The organism is Bacillus sp. EB V-12 (assembly GCF_056158125.1).
This window is the reverse complement of the sequence record NZ_JBUXJL010000001.1, coordinates 632,975-650,550: the sequence shown is the minus strand read 5'-3', so window position 1 is coordinate 650,550 and position 17,576 is coordinate 632,975. Positions and strand designations below refer to the sequence as shown.

Sequence of the window (17,576 nt, the reverse complement as noted above, 5' to 3'; positions counted from 1 at the left end):
GTCCTTTTCTTTTCTCTTATCTTAAAAAGTGTTTAAATCGATCCACTTCATCGTCATGACCAATGACAATTAATATATCTCCTGCTTGAATATTCTCCGTAGCTCGAGGGGATACGATAACTTCTTTGCCTCGTTTAATTGCTACAATATTCAATCCAAACTTCGCACGAATATCTAATTCAATTAAAGAGTGCCCATCAATTTTTTTATTCGCAATAATCTCTACAATACTATGCTCATCTGAAAGCTCAAGGTAGTCTAGCACATTGCTTGATGCAATATTATTAGCAATCCTTTTTCCCATATCACGTTCTGGATGCACAATATGATCTGCACCTATTTTACTTAACACTTTTTCATGATAATCATTTTGAGCTTTTACAGTAATATTTTTTACACCCAACTCTTTCAAAATCAAAGTCGTTAAAATACTTGAATTTAAATTATCTCCAATAGCAACGACTACGTGATCAAAATTTCGAATACCAAGGCTTTTTAATACCATCTCATCTGTTGAATCTGCAATTACAGCATGCGAAGCTATATTTGCAAATTCATTAATTTTATCCTCATCTGAATCGATTGCCATTACTTCCATACCTAATTGAGCTAGTTCTCGGCAAATACTTCCACCAAAGCGACCAAGTCCAATGACAGCAAATTCTTTTTCTTTCTCACCCACGGGAATTCCTCCAATAACTTCAAGTACTATTTATTTTCAGTGTAACACACTTTATATGCGTCACAAAAACTATGATTAGCTCTTATTTTTGTTTTTGTATATAAAAATATTGTTGCAAGTAAAAAGCGATACCAACAAGTAGCATAGCAAATACAAATATATTTCCAAAAGAACTAAATGTTTCAAAAACGAATAATAATGTTTCTTGACCAAAAAAGGCAAATAGAAGCTGTGTGAATGCAAATAACAACGCCCATATGTAATGATGTTGATGGAATAAATAATGCGTTGCACCTAAAAAAGCAATAAACGAAAAGATAAAGATCCACCAATTTTCTAAAAATAGTTGCCAATTAGAAAATTGATATCCATTTACTAATATCGCAATAAGCCCGATAACTACCATCGTCGGCACACTCCAAAATAATGCCCGTCCTCTAAAGAAACGAGTGCCTTTAACATCTCCTTTTTCATGTGCAATATATGTTAGTACTACTGTGCTTATATACAAAACAGAAAGAATTGTTAAAACGATAATAAGCCAAAAATGTAATTGATAATATTCATGCTCTATATTTGTCACGATTGCAGCTAACATGCACGGAATTAACATTCCCGTCCAACCATCTACTTTTCTTTCATTCCAAAAGACCGTATTACCAATCCTTATTCCTAACAACATAAAAATAATGATACCCAATACAAATAACGTAGTTTTATTCCCTACTAAACTCGTTGAAAAAGCAATTAATCCAATAAATAAAAAGAGCACAAACCCATTCATAATTTCTAGTACAGGTGATAAATATCTCTTCACCCATTTGTATGTTTCGTCATATTCATTATTATCTACTAGACGATAGGCATAAAAACTTATCCCAAAATAAACCGCCGCAATAATAACATACGCATATAAGACGAAACATAAAATCGCACTGCTAATTTGCACGTAATTCCCCACCCTTTTTTCTATGTTTCACATTGATTTTACACACTTTTCATACTAAAAGTAAACATATATAAGTTAGTCAAATAATTAATAATGAGCAGTGGCTAAACCCCCTGCTCATTATTAAAACAGTACAATTAACTTTAATTCTTCCATTTGTATATAAATGTCTAAAATCAATCTATACGAGCGTTACTTACACCTCAGAACAAAAAGTTTTTTGGAACCTTCAAGAAAGTGGAAGTTTTATTTTCTATTCCCTTTCCACTTTACATATTGGCTTAAAAATGTAATTGCCTTTTCAATCACTTCTTCGTCTGGTTTTAATTTTGCATGATGTAAACCATATTCTGAATTTACTCCAAGCCAAAACATAAATCCAGGGATTTCTCGAAGCATATAACCAAAATCTTCACCCGTCATTGCCTCAGTACATGTAATAACATTCATATCAGTTTGTTTATGTACAAATTCCATAAACTCTCTCGTTAACTCTTCATGGTTATATACTTGATGATACATTGCTCCGTAATCTATAATCGCCTCACACTGGAAAGAAGCTTCGATACCTGCAACAATTGACTCAATTCTGCTTTTCACACGCTTCATTGATTCCACTGATAATGTTCGAATCGTTCCTTCTAAACGAGATTTTTCTGCAATAATATTTTGAACCGTACCACCAGTAATTTTCCCGATTGTAATTACTGCACTATCAAGAGGATTTACATTGCGACTAATAACGGATTGAAGCTGTGTAACAAGATGACTCGCTGCAACAATCATGTCATTTGCAGTATGCGGATAGGCAGCATGGCCACCTTTCCCTTTTAAATCAATATATAATTCTGAAGTATTGGCAAATAACAGTCCTTCTTTCGTTGCAATTGTCCCCACAGCGTATTCTGGTGCAATATGAAGACCAAGAATTATATTCGGTTTCCATTCTTTTAACTCTTCACTTTCTAACATAGGAAGAGCACCGCCTGGTCCTTCTTCTGCTGGCTGGAATAGAAATACAAGGTCATCATCTATTCTTTCGCTCACAGCTTTCGTTAGAAGGCCTAAACCGATTGTTGTATGTACATCATGGCCACATGCATGCATCATTCCTTCATGAATAGAAGCAAACTCGTATCCAGTTTCCTCTGTAATTGGTAAACCGTCTATATCTGCACGATAACCTATTATTTTTTCGGGATTTTTTCCATTTACTTTAACGATTACACCCGTTTTCCATGTCTTCACTTCCACAAATTCATGAGAAAGTGTTCCTATATAATCTAAAATATACTGTTGTGTTTTCCATTCCTTAAATCCGATTTCTGGAATTCTATGTAGATCTCTACGAATTTGGACAAATTTGCTTACTGTCATTTTTGCACCTCTATCTATAAAAAGCGTAAGAGCCCATTTACGCTCTTACGCTTTTTTTACTTTTTATTTCTCTGGGTTTAATTGACGAAGCTCTTGTTTAATTTCTGTTTTTGCTTTTGTCTTCTCATCAATTTCTTTGATTACACGTGCTGGAGTACCTGCAACAACTGTGTATGGAGGTACATCTTCTGTTACAACAGCTCCCGCTGCTACAACTGCACCTTTACCTACTGTAACACCCTCTAAAACAACTACATTTGCACCGATTACTACATCATCTTCAACGATAACTGGTTTTGCAGAAGGTGGCTCAATAACACCTGCAAGTACAGCACCTGCACCTACGTGACAGTTTTTACCGACTGTTGCACGTCCACCAAGTACTGCGTTCATGTCGATCATAGAACCTTCACCAATTACAGCACCAATGTTAATTGTTGCATTCATCATAATTACAGCGTTGTCACCAATTTCAACATGGTCACGAATAATAGCACCTGGCTCGATGCGAGCTTTAATACCTTTTAAATCAAGCATTGGGATTGCAGAATTACGACGATCGTTTTCTACAACGTAGTCAACGATGTGCTTATTATTCTCATCAAGAATTGTCTTAATTTCAGACCATTCTCCGAATAATACACCTGATTTTTTATTCACAAATGCTTGTACTGTTTCAGGGAATGTTACTTCTTTTAAATCCCCTTTTATGTATACCTTTACAGGAGTTTTCTTTTCACTTTTTTGAATAAACGAAATAATTTCGTTAGCGTCCATCATTTTCATTCTTGTTGCCTCCTAAATCCATTTATAATGTTACTCTACCAAACGAAAGAGCGAGTAGCAAGATAATAATCTTATTTTTCCCTTTGAATTTCTTCTATAATTTCTAAAAATGCTTGTACTTGCTTCAACTGCCTTGCCGAGTCACTTGTTAACAACCATGTTTCTCTCGTCAGTTGAACAGGTGTTTTATACATATTTTCCTGTACTTCCTTTAAAACAGTAGAAGGTAAAAGGGCATAACCTATACCATTTAAAACAAGTTGTTTACATGTTTCAATTTGGTCAACTACAATCGTTCGCTTAGGCGGATTAGAAAATAAACCATACCACCAATTTTGTATTTGTCCATAATAAGTCGAGTCACTTTTAAATTGAATGAACGGCCTATTTGTTTCTTTTAACATCGAAATATCTTTTATTTCTTTATCAACTAAATACAGTTCATCTTCAAATAATTGTTGCTTCTGACCTTTATATTCTTGTGTTCCCCTCAGTATAGCAACATGCACGTCTCCTTCATAAAACTGCTTTTGCACTTCACTACTCCATCCAGTAAACAGCGATATCTTTACAGAAGGATATTTATGCACAAACTTTTTCAAAACAGGAGGGAGCCAATATTGACCAATAACTGATGCAACAGCTATTTTTAACGTTCCATGAGTTTCCGTTCTGAAAACAGCCAGCTCACTTTTTATATCTTCTTCCCTTTGCAACATTTCTTTGGCATAATTTGCAACTTTTTCCCCTTCAGGTGTAATTGTCAATCCTTTTTGTGAGCGAATAAAAAACTTCATTCCCCATTGTTTCTCCATAGATTGTAATCGTTGACTCAGCGCAGGTTGGGAAACAAATAAACGTTCCGCCGCTTTTCTCATATTTGATTCCTGAGCTAACACAACCATCATTTGAAAATCATCAATTTGCAACTTTCTCCCTCTTTCCTTAGCTTCCATACACCTTATTTCAATAAGCTTTTCATCCTTAATTTATCCGAATGCTTTCATTCAGAAAATACAATTGTCCAGCGCAAACTTTCCTTATGTTTTATGTCTTTTTAAATATAATACATACACAAGTGATATGCACGAAAAAAAGTGACTTCTTCGTTTCTATGAAGTCACTTTTTTCACTTTATCGATTATGTTGCCTTACTTTCTTATTCAACAATTTTAAAATAGCCCGACGTGTTAAAATCCCCTCAAAATAGCCTTCTTCATTAACAGCGCAAATAAAAGGATGATCAATTGTCATTTCTAAAGCTTTTGCAAATGAATCGTCTAATTTAAGAACAGGTATATCTTCTTTCATCACCTGCTCTACTTTCATATCATCGAGCCTTTCAAACTCAATACGTTCTAATCCTAACATACCATCTAATATCATGGCAGTACTAATCAAACCATGTAGTTTATACATTGGATCTAAGACAGGTATCGCTGAATATCCAGATTTTACAAGAACAAGTAAAGCATGTTCTAAACTATTTCCAATTTGGACATGAGCTACTTTTTCCGATGAAATCATTAAATCCTTCACAAGAATTTGTTGAAATTCGTCTTTCGGAATACTAATCATATTACATCCCCCATTTTCCCTTTTTCCTGCTTATGTTCACAACTCTATTCACATTTTATGACAGCGTTTTCATATTATTATTTTGTCCTAAATTTATTTCAATAAAAATACAATCACACAGCTATTTTAGCATACCGCACAAAAAAAAGACTACCATTCCGGTAGCGCTTAATACCCTTTATTTTTTAATCTGTAAAATAACCTTGTGATTTTTTTATATTGCATCACATCTGTCTGTTTCAAACCATTCTCAATATCTGTAAGTTCCACAGCTAAAATTTCACTTGCGTAATTTTGCTGAAATAAAATATCTAGTAGTAAACTTTCTTCTTCCTTCGTTAAAACAACTTCCCTTTGCATATACCCCTCTCCTTACACTCGCATCGTTACTCTTATTATATAAAAAATTCAACCTATTTAATAGATGTAATATTCAGTTTTTATTAAAAGATATGTAACAATCGTACACATACAAAAAAATCATTTCGTATATCGATTTGCATAGCTAAACGCCGCATAAGCATCCGGCTTAATTTTTGCAGTTAATCCCATCGCTCGAATTTTTTCTGTCATATCTAAAATAAATTCTTTTGTTAAGCCATCATTCCCAATGTCTAAATGAATTTCCATTATGAATCCAGCCCCATCTTGAGCATAAGGATGCAATAACTCCCATATTGTTTGTATATGAGTAGGCGTAAATAGACATGCGATTTCTTGACTAAACTGCGTTTCTAAATATATTTTCTCACGTAAGGTCGCTGGCTTATCTTTTACTGATCTATGGTGTAAACAACCCCAGGCACCTTTTCCAACACGATGAATATGGATTGCTGTAATAAACCTCGTATCCTTTTGATGCGCTTGCGAGTCTGTCCCAATGGATAATCGATACAAATTTCGCGGATCCTTTTCAATGAAACTACAAATACGGTTAAAGACCATATCAAAATTTAAATGTCTCTCTGAAACATTGTAAAATTTATGTGCACCGTCCACAGAGTCACGTCCTTTCAATTAGACAGACTTTTCGTATTCTCATTGTATGGGACAAAAACTAAAATTATAACTTCCTATCCTTTATTCGTTTCAATATTTCGAATTACAAAGTGACAAACTTGGCACGTATAAATTACATTTTGATTAGATTGAGCCGTTAATACATGAATAATCTCAGCAGAACTTTGACAATTAGGACAAATCACAACTGGTAAACGTTCCATACGATAACCTCCTAGTTATATTTCTCCCGCTATTTGCAAAACCCAGCGATAGTGAGAAGTTTAGCTTCACATATTCACCCGGTTGACGGGACTAATTATCCACATGGATAAGCAAACTTGCACGGATTAAATTTTCATTTTAATACCATTGTAGGAAAAATAAAAAACTTCTATACATTATGCTAGAAAGTAATAGAACTAAAAAAGGTACTGCCATGTGGCAGTACCTTTTTTATATGTATCAAGAAATGATATCGTAAATCTCAATTGCAACCATGTCGATATTATCGAATTGATATACTTGAGGTTTTTCACCTTGTTGATACACTTCTAACTCATACATTTCACTTTTATCGAAAAATTTCACGCTACATTTGCGCTCACCGTTCACTTCAAAATAGCGTTGTGCTACTTCACCGCTTTCAGCTTGTTCTTGTAGACTAACAAGTCGAGTTAAAATTCCTTGGAGTAGAGACATGAAATCTCTCCTTTCTCTGATCTTCCTACCAATAGGTTTTACAGCTATACTCATTCTATCCGTCATAACAGAAAAAATGTTCCACACTCTAGGATAAAGGTTATTGGCCAGAAACTCAACTAAAAATTTGTCGAAATGCGAAGGAAAAAACAGAAAGAACATATTTCTCCTTCATTATTGCGGTTTTTATACTGGAAGAATATAATAAAAAACAGAAAAAAGGAGGAATTACAATGAAAAAAATTGAGGTTTATACACAACCCGATTGTCCGCCATGTGTTATTGTAAAAGAATTTTTGAAGCATAATAACGTTGCATATGAAGAATTTGACGTAAAAAAAGACGCTGCTGCTCGCAATCGTCTTTTATACGACTATGATTCTTATTCAACTCCAACAGTCGTAATTGATGGCGAAGTAGTTGCAGGTTTTCAAATTGAAAAGTTACAACTACTACTCAATATAGAATAGGAATAGGTAAATACCTATTCCTATTCTTATCCCGCTATTTGTAGGTAGTAAAACTCCCACCCACTGATTAAAAGTTTCACTTTATAATTGTTGCAACCTTTTTATTTCAGTTAAAAGTTCCTGACTTTCATGATATCCTGCTAACTTCCATTTATCTTGATCCCTTTTCAATGTTACAATTTGATATTGTCCACTTTTTGTCCGCTCATATACATATAAATTTTTATGTTCTTCATCATACGACATTTTCGTTTCTGAATTAAAAGAAAACGGTGCTTCTTTTGCCGGAAGTAAATATTCACCACTTTGTTTATCACTTCTGCTATTTTCATCTGTAAATACTTGAAGGAAATTATCTGTAAAATACGGTGATAACGTCTCTATCATCTTATTCATCGGCAAATGCTTCCCACGAATTGAAAACTGGGTTTCATAGCCTTTTTGTATCGTTGTAAATACTTCTTTCCGATCGACTTCCACTTCCTCTTTTCCTAAAACAGTCGTAACACTATAACCAACTAGAAAGGCAACACATACAAATAGAACAAGCCATATTCCATATTTCCTCATTTTTTCACCTTCCTTTTAAAAGAACTTGTCTTTGTAGTATTCATTGTAACAATGATTATGCAAAGAAAGGACAGATTTCGTTCGTAAAATCTTTACAACGATAGACAGCATTTTCATCACCATTTTCACTATTACCAATTTATGATAAAAACAAACAAAAAATGCACGAATCTCTTCGTGCATTAAAATAAAACATCTTCTTCATATAAATATTCATAAGATAAATCTATAAATAAAAAGTTGTCATCATCAATCGGGAAAGAAAATGTTCGTACCATTTCTCCCGTTTCAATATCTGCATATAAATCTGAAAGCCTCGCCTTATTCTCAAAACGCATTTTCATTATATTCTCGAGAAAATACGGGCGCCAGCTCCAGTTCTTCATATAATAATCCGGCATCACAATCCATTCTCCATCTTTTTTCATAACATTTCCTGATTGTTGGAAACCATCTTCATTACAAATAAATATACGAAAACTACACTGTGATACACTTTGACTAAATTGTAATAACCAATCATTTATATCTTCTTTCTTTTTTTGTTTTGATAAAACATCGCCAATGCGATCGCGTAACATCTCTGTTAAATTATAAATTTTTTGTAACTTCTTCTTTTCATGCTGAATAAACTGATGACATTCATTACCTAGTCGCTCTTTCAAAACATTCGTTTCAATAAAATCAGGTAAACATTCTTTTAAATAATTACCTTGATAATATCTTCCGCCGTTCTTCCAAGCATATTGCAGTTGATAAAAAGCATCTATTTCTTCATATAATAAAGTTGCACCAATTCTTCTAGCAAGTAATGATAAAGAATATAAAATATCTTGATAAGATTGTAAAAGTGCTGTTTGCCTTAAGTTCGTTAAATCTACTTTTAAAATATCAGGTGCTAACACGCTAATACGCTCTAAATTACTTGTACCCGTTCCGACTTTATTAATCGAAATTTGAATACCATATGTACGATAATACATAAGCAAATGATTAAATTGCTCTATATCTTCTTTACATTCATGCTCTGTAATCTCTAAAACAATTTGTTTTAAATTTAAACCTTGTTCTTCATACCTCAATAAAAGTTGAAGCAAGCTTTCATCATCATCATTCATTAATACATTAGCATTCCGATGTATAAATAATAATAATTTTTGATCGCTTTCTAAATAACGATTTAAAGCTTTTTCTACTATAATATTATCCGCTTCCAGTTGAAATTCACTTGGAATCGAATCATCGTGAAAGAAAGAAGCTAAACTTTGTATGCCCTCTTCTGTTTGAATACGTCCTACTACTTCATATCCAATTACAGTATGCTCATCAGCACTAAAAATAGCTTGATAATAAGGAAGGACTTTATCCAAGTTACTCATTACATCTAATGCATCTATCAACGTGCTTCCCTCCCTTTACTTTTCAAAAATTATAACATGATATTTACGGAAAAATAATAAAAAATCCCTTCAGTTTTCCTGAAGGGATTAGAGGGGTAAAATGCTAAGGGGAATTAGCAATTCTACTATGAAGAAAAAAGAGGTCTTAAATATAACGTATATATGACCTCTTGTAAACACTTTTCTTTCATATGTCACAATTCCGTCACATTTAACCGTAAAAAAATGAATCAAACATTCATTTTTTTATCCCTTTTAAAATGGATATTGATGTAAATGTTGTCCTCCATCCATTGTCATGCAAGTTCCATTTATGTACGCAGCTTCATCTGAGCATAAATAATAAGCTAGACCAGCGATTTCTTCTGGCGTACCCAGCCTTCCAAGCGGAACACTTTGTATCGTACGCTTAGCCATTTCTTCTGAAATCCATAATTTATCAGCACCGCCCGTACGTTCAATTGGTCCTGGAGCGATAGCGTTAACTCGTATTCCATATTTACGTCCCCACTCAACAGCGAGCGTCTTCGTCATCGCTAATACTCCTGCCTTCGCTGCAGCCGAATGAATAACTCCTGGACCTGCATCCCATGCATATGTTGCTACCATATTAATGATATTCCCTTTTATACCTTTTTCAATCCAATATTTTCCCACAGCATGGCTACAGTAAAATGTACCGTTTAATACAATATTAATGACCGAATTCCAGCCATTCACGGATAAATCTTCTGCTGGACAAATAAAGTTTCCAGCTGCATTATTTATTAAAACATCAATTCGACCAAACTTCTCATCAATCTGTTCAATCATTTTCTGAATGTCATCCGTATTTCTTACATCCATTTGTACAGGTAATACTTGCCCTGGAAATTGTTCAATTTCCAACTTTGTTTCCTCTAGTTTTTCTTTTGTACGTCCTGTAATAACAACTCGTGCCCCTTCTTTTGCAAAGCGAGTCGCCATTCCTTTTCCCATTCCACTCGATCCACCTGTTATAATAACTACCTTTTCTTTCACATACATCCCCTCCAAAAAATGAATACACATTCATTTTATCACTTTATTTAATAGAAATCTTTATATTTTTAAACTTTTCTGATATTTTAATGTAAAGAACTTTCTTTTTATTCATTTTTTTCGTAATCTATACTAATTTTTTATTATGTAAAATATATTTTTAAATAAACTGAAAGGAGATTTGAGTAGCCTGTAAATGGAATAAAAACATTGAGGTATACTCATATTTTTATGACGCACATTACAAGAAGAAATTTTTTGAAAATTGGTATGCGTACTTGTCTCTATTCATTTATAACCAGTGGCATCGGATACTACTATGCTAAATATATAGAACCCCATTTCATTTCTTTTACACAGCACACATTAAAATCACAACTCATCCCAAAAAGTTTTCATGGTATGAAAATTCTTCAATTCAGCGATTTACATCTCGGATACTATTTCTCGCTTCAACATTTATCTCAAGTTGTTTCTAAAATTAATGCTGTAAATCCAGATATTGTCCTTTTTACCGGAGATCTCATTGATAATTATCAAACGTATACTGACACTCCTTTTGTCGCATCCATTTTAAAAAATATACAAGCCCCCTTCGGTAAATTCGCTATTTATGGTAACCATGATCACGGTGGATATGGAACTGAATACTATGAGCACATCATGCGTGAATCAGGATTTGAACTATTGCTAAATAGTGAAAAAAGAATTCGTCTAATGGATAATAGTGAAATTTCTATTTTCGGTCTCGATGATATACTACTAGGCAAACCAAAAATAGAGAAAACATTACAACATGCACGGCAAAATACTTATAACATCGTTCTTGTTCACGAGCCAGATATCGCGCCGCAAATTTCCAAATATCCAATCAACTTGCAACTTTCTGGTCATAGCCATGGCGGACAAGTACAAATTCCTTTTTTAGGTGCTATTATTACACCATCACTCGCCAAAGACTATATTGAAGGCTTCTATACGATGCAGGATTTAACTCTCTATGTCAATCGAGGTCTTGGAAGAACACGTGTCCCATTTCGTTTCATGTCAAAACCTGAAATCACAATTTTCACACTCCAACATTCGTAATAATTCGCCTATTTTCTTACATATCCTTTCTTGTACGCGCTCATCCATGTTTCGTTTACCATATGATAAAAGTGAGTCCAATAAAGGAGGTATGTTCATGTATCCATATTATCAACCAATTCCAGTCCGTTCAGCACCTATTGGTCCAGTAGGCGACTCACGCTTCTTCCCGTTTTTTGGCGTTCCCTTTCTAGCTGGAATTGCTGGTGGATTGCTCGGCGGAGCATTAGCTTTCGGCCCTCGACCATTTTATCCACCTTATCCACCACCTTTCCCGCCGCCAGCACCTTATCCTTGTTACGGTGGACCATGTCAGCAACCATACTATTACTAGGTTAAAGTAACGATTCTTTCAAATATTATTCTCTCAACGAGCCATCTCATTACACGCTTATAATAAAACTATTGTTTCTACTCATCCTTCCATTTTTGGAGCATATGAGTAGAAAAAAGTAAAAACCTCTTATGGACATAAGAGGTTTTTACTTTTTTTCATTATTCAGCGTCTGTATTTTGATACGCCATCTTAAACAACTTCACTTGGCTATCAATTTCTTCTGTACTACCATTAATAACATAATAGTAATCACCATCTTTATTTTGTTCACGTGTTTTCACATTATCAGCTAATGTAAGCTGTAAAATCGCCTTAATTCGTGCCTTCATTTCAATATCTAATATCGGGAAAGATATTTCCACTCGCTTCTCCATATTTCGCGTCATCAAATCAGCTGAAGATAAATATATTTTCTCCTCCCCATTATGATGGAAATAATAAATACGGCTATGTTCTAAATATCTTCCAACAACACTAACTACACGAATATTTTCACTTACATTTGGAATACCAGGTCGTAGGCAACATGTTCCTCGAACAATGAGCTCTACCTTTACTCCAGCTTGTGATGCTTCGTACATTTTTTTTATTAACGGTTTATCTGTTAATGAATTCATCTTAGCGATAATATATCCATTTCCATATTGCCTATGATAACGGATTTCTTCATCTATTAAATCCATAAATTGCTCTCTTATATCAAATGGAGCAACCGATAAATGATGAAAATGTGGCTTTGTTGTATAACCACTTAAATAATTAAAGAAATTGGTTGCATCGACCCCAAAATCTTTTCTTGATGTAATATATCCAAAATCAGTATATAACTTCGCTGTTGCATCATTATAGTTCCCAGTTCCCAGATGTACGAACCTTTCGATTTTTCCGTTTTTTCTCCTTACAACTAGCGTAATTTTACTATGTGTTTTCAAGTGACTGACACCGTAAATAACATGACAGCCTGCCTGTTCCAATTCTTTAGCCCAGTGAACATTGTTTTCTTCATCAAACCTTGCCTTTAATTCAACTAATACCGTCACTTGTTTTCCCTTTTCAGCCGCTATCTTTAACGCCTGAATAATCGGTGAATCACCACTTACACGATATAACGTTTGTTTAATCGCAAGTACATTCGGATCGTCTGCCGCATCACGGACAAAATCAACTACCGGCTGAAATGATTCAAAAGGATGATGTAATAAAATATCATGCTCAATTGCTTTTTCAAATACATCTTCTTCATCACCTAAATCTTGAGGCGGTTGCGGAATAAGAGCTGGATATACAAGATGTTCATATAAAGGAGCTAGTTTTTTATATAAAGAAAACAAACATGTCAAATCTAATGGGCCATCCATTATATATACATCTTCATCTTTTACTTCCAGAACCTCATATAATAACGCTAATACTCTTTCATCAATGTGTTCTTTCCCAACTTCTAAACGTACAGCAGCCCCCCACTTACGCTTTTTTAATTCTTTTTCAATTACCTTTAATAAATCTCTCGCACCTTCTTCATGAATCGTTAAATCTGCATTGCGTGTAATACGGAAACGAGTAACAGATGATACTGTATATCCCGTAAATAATTTATGAGTAAAGCTACTAATTACGTCTTCTAATAAAATAAATTTATGCTTTTGCCCTTCGCTCGGTAAAATTATGAAGCGCTCAAGTAATGAAGGAACTTGTACAATCCCTAACTTCGTCCTGTTTTCTTCTTCCGCTTGCTTCTCATCATATAAAAGAGTAGCCAAATTCAAACTTTTGTTTAATAACATTGGAAATGGGCGATATGCATCAATAGCTACAGGAGTTAACACCGGAAAAATTTGCTCGTCAAAATACTCTTCTATAAATTCTCGCTGCTCTTTCGTCAAATCATTGAATGTTAAACGTTCAATTCCCTCTAACTCAAGCGCTGGTAATACATAATTTTTAAATGTATCATATTGTACTGTCATTAGTGCATGGGCTTTTATCGCAATTTTATTTAATTGCTTTTTCGGTGTTAAGCCAGCTTTATTTTCTGGTTGATTAAATCCAGCACTCACTTGATCCTTTAATCCCGCTACACGTACCATAAAAAATTCATCTAAATTCGAACTAAAAATACTAATAAATTTCAATCTTTCCAAAAGTGGATTATTTGCATCTTGCGCTTCTTGTAAGACACGTTCATTAAATGCTAACCAACTTAACTCTCGATTATTGTAATAAGCTGTATCATTTAAATTTACTGCATTCCCCTTCAATAATTCCATTCTCTTCACACTTCCCCTTGAAACTTTTTTACTATAATTTAGTTAATTTCATTTTATCAAATTACAATATTACAAAGTGTAAATTTTTCGTAAAGACATCCGTACAACCTAATGTTTTAGTTCAAATAATAAATTAATATTCGTTTTTAATACTCTTTCTAACTGTTTTTTTTGTTTTTCAGCTTGTACTTTTTCTGCTAATGCCGATTGTTCACATAAAACTTTAAACGTTAATCCCTCTTCGCTTTCTGTTATAGATATGGTATCAATAAGCGATCGTTGCCTTACATTTAAAGTAGCTGAAAATTGTAAAACAGCTCCTAACAGGCGGATTTTTTTTTGTTCGCTTTTATCAAACCAACCTTCAAATGGAGATAAATGTTGTTTAAATAACATTTTTGATTTATACGATGCAATAAGCGCTAGCCTTACTCGATCTTTATGCATCATGCCATCAATTGTCTTATTCGCTAATAAATAAAACGTATGTAAACGGCTCGCTTCTTCGTCTATATATTTGCCTATATTAAATACTTTCGCAGCTTGATGGAACACTTCCCAGTCTTTTACTGTCATAGAAATAAGCCCTATTTCCTCAAGTTGTTTGCAAATTAATCTTCCATGTTTAATAAGTTGAATAACAAATTCCATGTCCATTTCGTATTCATGTGATAGTAAATGCAAACTTTCTTCAACTACGTTCGGATAATATGAAATCCCCAAATCTTTTGTCAACTCTTCATAGAAAACACCTTCTCTTAACCCTTTTCTACTTAATACAAATGCCGGTGCCTCTATAACATTAACAAGTGTATGAAATACTTCAACCGCTGGAATAATCGTATCTGCTCGATCTTTTGCTAATCCTTCCAATTTCTGAAGTTCTATGAACGACAATTTTTCCAATTCCTCTTTTACACTTTCAATATCTTCTTCTTTCATCTTGTATAAATGTAATCCTGCTATAGGATAACATATTAAATTTTGATGGATTTTTACTAAGTTCCTAGCACTACCACCAATTGCAATAAGAGGCAATTTCTTATTGATTAACCATGGTAACGTTCGAAATTGAAACTCTAAATACTGTTGCATTCCCTCTAACTCATCTTTAGTAGGAATATCACCTTTAATAAATTGTTGCTTTAAAGAAAGTGCCCCAAAAGGAAAACTATGGTACTCTAAAATCTCTCTATTTCTAAAGTATGTAACTTCCGTACTTCCCCCACCAATATCTACCGTTATTCCTTCTGAAAACGATGTAGAATTCATAACCGCCAAGTATCCGTAACGCGCTTCCTCATACTCTGATAATACTCTAAGAGTAAAGTCCGTTTGTCCTTCAACAAGCTTTTTAATTTCCTCTTGATTCTCCGACTGTCTAATTGTTGCTGTTGCAACACAAAGTACATGATGCAACTGATGGAATCTTGTACTTTCTTGAAATTGAAATAATGTCTGTAATAATACTTCTATTCCCTCTTCATTCAATACACCATCAATTAAGTAATTCCTTAACCTAGCAACAACTTTCGTATTTTCAATCTCTTTATAAAAACCTCCATTTTGCTTTTCATAAATAACTAAACGCATTGTATTAGATCCAATATCTATAATGGCATACTGTTGTTTTAATATTTCTTTCAAACTTCTCACTCTTTCATTATCAAATTTCAAAAACATATTCTATTACTATTATACAAAATAGTTGTTTTTTGTAACAATATTGCTTTAATATTGAAAATATATACAATCACTTTTTGCGTATAATAAATACCTATTTTATTTATGGTATAATAATGAAAAATTGAAAGGAGATTCAATATGAAACCTTCACAACCACAATCTCAATTACAAAACCAACATTCTATTAATCGACTAGCTCAATCTATTTTCGTTGTGAATCGTCATGCTAAAGCAGCTACTAATCCTAAATATTTATACTGGTTAAAAAAGACAGCTTTAGAACGTTTGATTGCTGAAAAAAAAGCAATTAAAGAAGGATTGCATTTTTCTAGAAACCCACGTTTTAGCCAACAACAATCTGATGTCCTTATACGTTTAGGCGATTATTTTTTCCACATCCCTCCTACGAAAGAAGATTTTCGAATTCTACCGCATCTTGGTCATCTTGAATCCTCCTATCGAAATCCGAAAACAACCTTATCTTTAACAGTAGCAAAAAAAACACTTCAAGATTATATTGGTCCTGAAGCATTAAAACAAGAAAAAAAATTAAGTGAGCCTGTTCCATGGTATAGTCGTACTTATACAAAAAAATAAAACAGTTTGGCCAAGTGTAGGCCAAACTGTTTTATTTTTTCTCTTCTTTAATTTTAATATTTGCTTGTTTATAAAAAGCTACTTTTTCTGTATTATAAGACTTTGTAAATTCATTAAATTTATCTTTTTCTGACTCAATATCCTTATAAGATTGATTTACTACTTTTACTTTTTCACTAATATCTTTTAATTTAGTACCTTTATCTTGTAACATTGTATATAACTCTTTTTCTTGTTTTAAAGATTTGTTATAGCTGTCATACATTTTATTAAATGAATCGTGGCGTTTCTCATACGTGCTTTTCACTTTATCAGCTTGATCTTTCAATTTCTTATCTTCAATTTTCTTCACATACTTATCAGCTGACTTCACTTCTTCTTGCGCTTTATTTAAAACTTCTTTTTCTTTTGTAAGCACTTTTTCTCGTTCAGTTGTATTTTTCACTGCTTGATTCAGTTTTTCTTTAACAGTTTGATTATTATCTTTTCCTTCTTGAACAATCTGGTTATATAATTCTTGTCCTTCTTTCTCTAAAGTCTCAAGTTTTTTTGCATCTTCAAACATTGTTTTTTCTTGTTTAGCAGCGTTTTCAAACGCTACATATAATTCTTCTTCTGGTTTCGGGCCAAAACAACCGGCTAATAAAATCATTGATAATGTAGTTACAATTGCTAATTTACTATATTTCAACATCTCTTCCTCCTACTTATAAACGACCATCGTGTAATATAAAAAAGTTATAAAATATGTAATTGTTCTATACACTCGCATCTTTTTTACGAAGATCATTAATATTGTTTGTACAAATTATTACTTGATATTACATTATTCTTTTTGAATTATTTAGCAATTCCATATCCATCTTTAAGTATACTACTTCGTGTTTTTTAAGGCCTGTTCACACTATGTATTACTTTAATATCCACGGAATTTCACCTCAGTCTTAATAAGACTATAATAGTTCACCTGATAAAAGGTGATCGCTCCGCTCTCACGTCTATCATTCCCTTTCCAGCTTTCTATCAATTAATCTCTTTGTTCATTTTACACAGTACAATCGATATCT

General features: G+C 33.3%; 20 protein-coding genes. 4 read left to right on the top strand and 16 right to left on the bottom strand.

Annotated elements, in window-relative coordinates:
* Positions 1-16: 16 nt before the first annotated feature.
* The 10 genes from ACZDYH_RS03520 to ACZDYH_RS03475 all read right to left on the bottom strand — a co-directional run bounded on the left by ACZDYH_RS03520 (position 17) and on the right by ACZDYH_RS03475 (position 7,073).
* Entirely contained in the window at positions 17-682 is a 666-nt protein-coding gene (locus tag ACZDYH_RS03520) for a potassium channel family protein (protein ID WP_000504032.1), read from the bottom strand.
* Between the two features lie 82 nt (positions 683-764).
* Positions 765-1,631 (bottom strand): hypothetical protein, encoded by an 867-nt coding sequence (locus ACZDYH_RS03515; RefSeq protein WP_006928202.1) that lies wholly within the window; start codon positions 1,629-1,631, stop codon positions 765-767.
* Positions 1,632-1,877: 246 nt separating this feature from the next.
* Positions 1,878-3,008, bottom strand: coding sequence for an N-acetyldiaminopimelate deacetylase (locus ACZDYH_RS03510; RefSeq protein WP_000218672.1), 1,131 nt, complete (start codon positions 3,006-3,008; stop codon positions 1,878-1,880).
* Between the two features lie 63 nt (positions 3,009-3,071).
* Positions 3,072-3,794, bottom strand: coding sequence for a 2,3,4,5-tetrahydropyridine-2,6-dicarboxylate N-acetyltransferase (dapD, locus tag ACZDYH_RS03505; protein WP_000783241.1), 723 nt, complete (start codon positions 3,792-3,794; stop codon positions 3,072-3,074).
* Between the two features lie 71 nt (positions 3,795-3,865).
* On the bottom strand, positions 3,866-4,750 hold the full coding sequence (locus ACZDYH_RS03500; RefSeq protein WP_001987174.1) for a LysR family transcriptional regulator: 885 nt from the start codon (positions 4,748-4,750) through the stop codon (positions 3,866-3,868).
* Between the two features lie 178 nt (positions 4,751-4,928).
* Entirely contained in the window at positions 4,929-5,372 is a 444-nt protein-coding gene (gene cbpB / locus ACZDYH_RS03495) for a cyclic-di-AMP-binding protein CbpB (RefSeq protein ID WP_000623579.1), read from the bottom strand.
* Positions 5,373-5,540: 168 nt separating this feature from the next.
* Complete coding sequence (gene abbA / locus ACZDYH_RS03490) at positions 5,541-5,732, bottom strand: antirepressor AbbA (RefSeq protein WP_001188692.1); 192 nt, start codon at positions 5,730-5,732, stop codon at positions 5,541-5,543.
* Between the two features lie 120 nt (positions 5,733-5,852).
* A complete protein-coding gene (locus tag ACZDYH_RS03485) occupies positions 5,853-6,371 on the bottom strand; it encodes a ribonuclease H-like YkuK family protein (protein WP_000348489.1) in 519 nt (172 codons plus the stop codon).
* A 74-nt stretch (positions 6,372-6,445) separates the two neighbouring features.
* Positions 6,446-6,595, bottom strand: a complete 150-nt coding sequence (locus tag ACZDYH_RS03480) for a hypothetical protein (protein WP_000440540.1) — start codon at positions 6,593-6,595, stop codon at positions 6,446-6,448.
* 241 nt (positions 6,596-6,836) lie between these two features.
* The gene (locus tag ACZDYH_RS03475; protein ID WP_000055151.1) at positions 6,837-7,073 is read right to left on the bottom strand and encodes a YkuJ family protein; all 237 of its coding nucleotides are present in this window, start codon (positions 7,071-7,073) and stop codon (positions 6,837-6,839) included.
* A 233-nt stretch (positions 7,074-7,306) separates the two neighbouring features.
* Between ACZDYH_RS03475 and ACZDYH_RS03470 the strand changes: the two genes are divergently transcribed.
* Positions 7,307-7,543 (top strand): glutaredoxin family protein, encoded by a 237-nt coding sequence (locus ACZDYH_RS03470; RefSeq protein WP_006928192.1) that lies wholly within the window; start codon positions 7,307-7,309, stop codon positions 7,541-7,543.
* A gap of 81 nt (positions 7,544-7,624) precedes the next feature.
* Here the strand turns inward: ACZDYH_RS03470 and ACZDYH_RS03465 are convergent, their stop codons facing one another.
* The 3 genes from ACZDYH_RS03465 to fadH form a co-directional block, all read right to left on the bottom strand.
* Positions 7,625-8,113: a DUF3993 domain-containing protein gene (locus ACZDYH_RS03465; RefSeq protein ID WP_001233804.1), complete on the bottom strand. Its 489-nt coding sequence runs from the start codon at positions 8,111-8,113 to the stop codon at positions 7,625-7,627.
* Positions 8,114-8,295: 182 nt separating this feature from the next.
* Positions 8,296-9,513: an EAL domain-containing protein gene (locus ACZDYH_RS03460; RefSeq protein WP_139848846.1), complete on the bottom strand. Its 1,218-nt coding sequence runs from the start codon at positions 9,511-9,513 to the stop codon at positions 8,296-8,298.
* Positions 9,514-9,768: 255 nt separating this feature from the next.
* On the bottom strand, positions 9,769-10,533 hold the full coding sequence (gene fadH / locus ACZDYH_RS03455) for a 2,4-dienoyl-CoA reductase (RefSeq protein ID WP_000660913.1): 765 nt from the start codon (positions 10,531-10,533) through the stop codon (positions 9,769-9,771).
* Between the two features lie 231 nt (positions 10,534-10,764).
* Here fadH and ACZDYH_RS03450 point away from each other — a divergent pair, with 231 nt between their 5' ends.
* A complete protein-coding gene (locus ACZDYH_RS03450; protein WP_002024756.1) occupies positions 10,765-11,622 on the top strand; it encodes a metallophosphoesterase in 858 nt (285 codons plus the stop codon).
* 97 nt (positions 11,623-11,719) lie between these two features.
* Complete coding sequence (locus ACZDYH_RS03445) at positions 11,720-11,956, top strand: hypothetical protein (protein WP_000283738.1); 237 nt, start codon at positions 11,720-11,722, stop codon at positions 11,954-11,956.
* A 161-nt stretch (positions 11,957-12,117) separates the two neighbouring features.
* Here ACZDYH_RS03445 and ACZDYH_RS03440 read toward each other — a convergent pair whose 3' ends face one another.
* Positions 12,118-14,226: a polyphosphate kinase gene (locus tag ACZDYH_RS03440; RefSeq protein ID WP_000421680.1), complete on the bottom strand. Its 2,109-nt coding sequence runs from the start codon at positions 14,224-14,226 to the stop codon at positions 12,118-12,120.
* Positions 14,227-14,334: 108 nt separating this feature from the next.
* Positions 14,335-15,909 (bottom strand): exopolyphosphatase, encoded by a 1,575-nt coding sequence (gene ppx, locus ACZDYH_RS03435; protein ID WP_002024754.1) that lies wholly within the window; start codon positions 15,907-15,909, stop codon positions 14,335-14,337.
* Between the two features lie 141 nt (positions 15,910-16,050).
* On the opposite strand from ppx, the gene ACZDYH_RS03430 reads away from it, so the two are divergent.
* The gene (locus ACZDYH_RS03430) at positions 16,051-16,509 is read left to right on the top strand and encodes a YkyB family protein (RefSeq protein ID WP_000804864.1); all 459 of its coding nucleotides are present in this window, start codon (positions 16,051-16,053) and stop codon (positions 16,507-16,509) included.
* 31 nt (positions 16,510-16,540) lie between these two features.
* On the opposite strand, the gene ACZDYH_RS03425 is transcribed toward ACZDYH_RS03430, so the two are convergent.
* Entirely contained in the window at positions 16,541-17,203 is a 663-nt protein-coding gene (locus ACZDYH_RS03425; RefSeq protein WP_000922498.1) for a YkyA family protein, read from the bottom strand.
* Positions 17,204-17,576: the final 373 nt, after the last annotated feature.

Bases quoted from the DNA above. Each gene is read 5' to 3' on its own strand.
- ACZDYH_RS03510 (WP_000218672.1), bottom strand. From the start codon at position 3,008: ATGACAGTAAGCAAATTTGTCCAAATTCGTAGAGATCTACATAGAATT.
- dapD (WP_000783241.1), bottom strand. From the start codon at position 3,794: ATGAAAATGATGGACGCTAACGAAATTATTTCGTTTATTCAAAAAAGT.
- ACZDYH_RS03500 (WP_001987174.1), bottom strand. From the start codon at position 4,750: ATGGAAGCTAAGGAAAGAGGGAGAAAGTTGCAAATTGATGATTTTCAA.
- cbpB (WP_000623579.1), bottom strand. From the start codon at position 5,372: ATGATTAGTATTCCGAAAGACGAATTTCAACAAATTCTTGTGAAGGAT.
- abbA (WP_001188692.1), bottom strand. From the start codon at position 5,732: ATGCAAAGGGAAGTTGTTTTAACGAAGGAAGAAGAAAGTTTACTACTA.
- ACZDYH_RS03480 (WP_000440540.1), bottom strand. From the start codon at position 6,595: ATGGAACGTTTACCAGTTGTGATTTGTCCTAATTGTCAAAGTTCTGCT.
- ACZDYH_RS03475 (WP_000055151.1), bottom strand. From the start codon at position 7,073: ATGTCTCTACTCCAAGGAATTTTAACTCGACTTGTTAGTCTACAAGAA.
- ACZDYH_RS03470 (WP_006928192.1), top strand. From the start codon at position 7,307: ATGAAAAAAATTGAGGTTTATACACAACCCGATTGTCCGCCATGTGTT.
- ACZDYH_RS03465 (WP_001233804.1), bottom strand. From the start codon at position 8,113: ATGAGGAAATATGGAATATGGCTTGTTCTATTTGTATGTGTTGCCTTT.
- ACZDYH_RS03450 (WP_002024756.1), top strand. From the start codon at position 10,765: ATGACGCACATTACAAGAAGAAATTTTTTGAAAATTGGTATGCGTACT.
- ACZDYH_RS03445 (WP_000283738.1), top strand. From the start codon at position 11,720: ATGTATCCATATTATCAACCAATTCCAGTCCGTTCAGCACCTATTGGT.
- ACZDYH_RS03440 (WP_000421680.1), bottom strand. From the start codon at position 14,226: ATGGAATTATTGAAGGGGAATGCAGTAAATTTAAATGATACAGCTTAT.
- ppx (WP_002024754.1), bottom strand. From the start codon at position 15,909: ATGTTTTTGAAATTTGATAATGAAAGAGTGAGAAGTTTGAAAGAAATA.
- ACZDYH_RS03430 (WP_000804864.1), top strand. From the start codon at position 16,051: ATGAAACCTTCACAACCACAATCTCAATTACAAAACCAACATTCTATT.
- ACZDYH_RS03425 (WP_000922498.1), bottom strand. From the start codon at position 17,203: ATGTTGAAATATAGTAAATTAGCAATTGTAACTACATTATCAATGATT.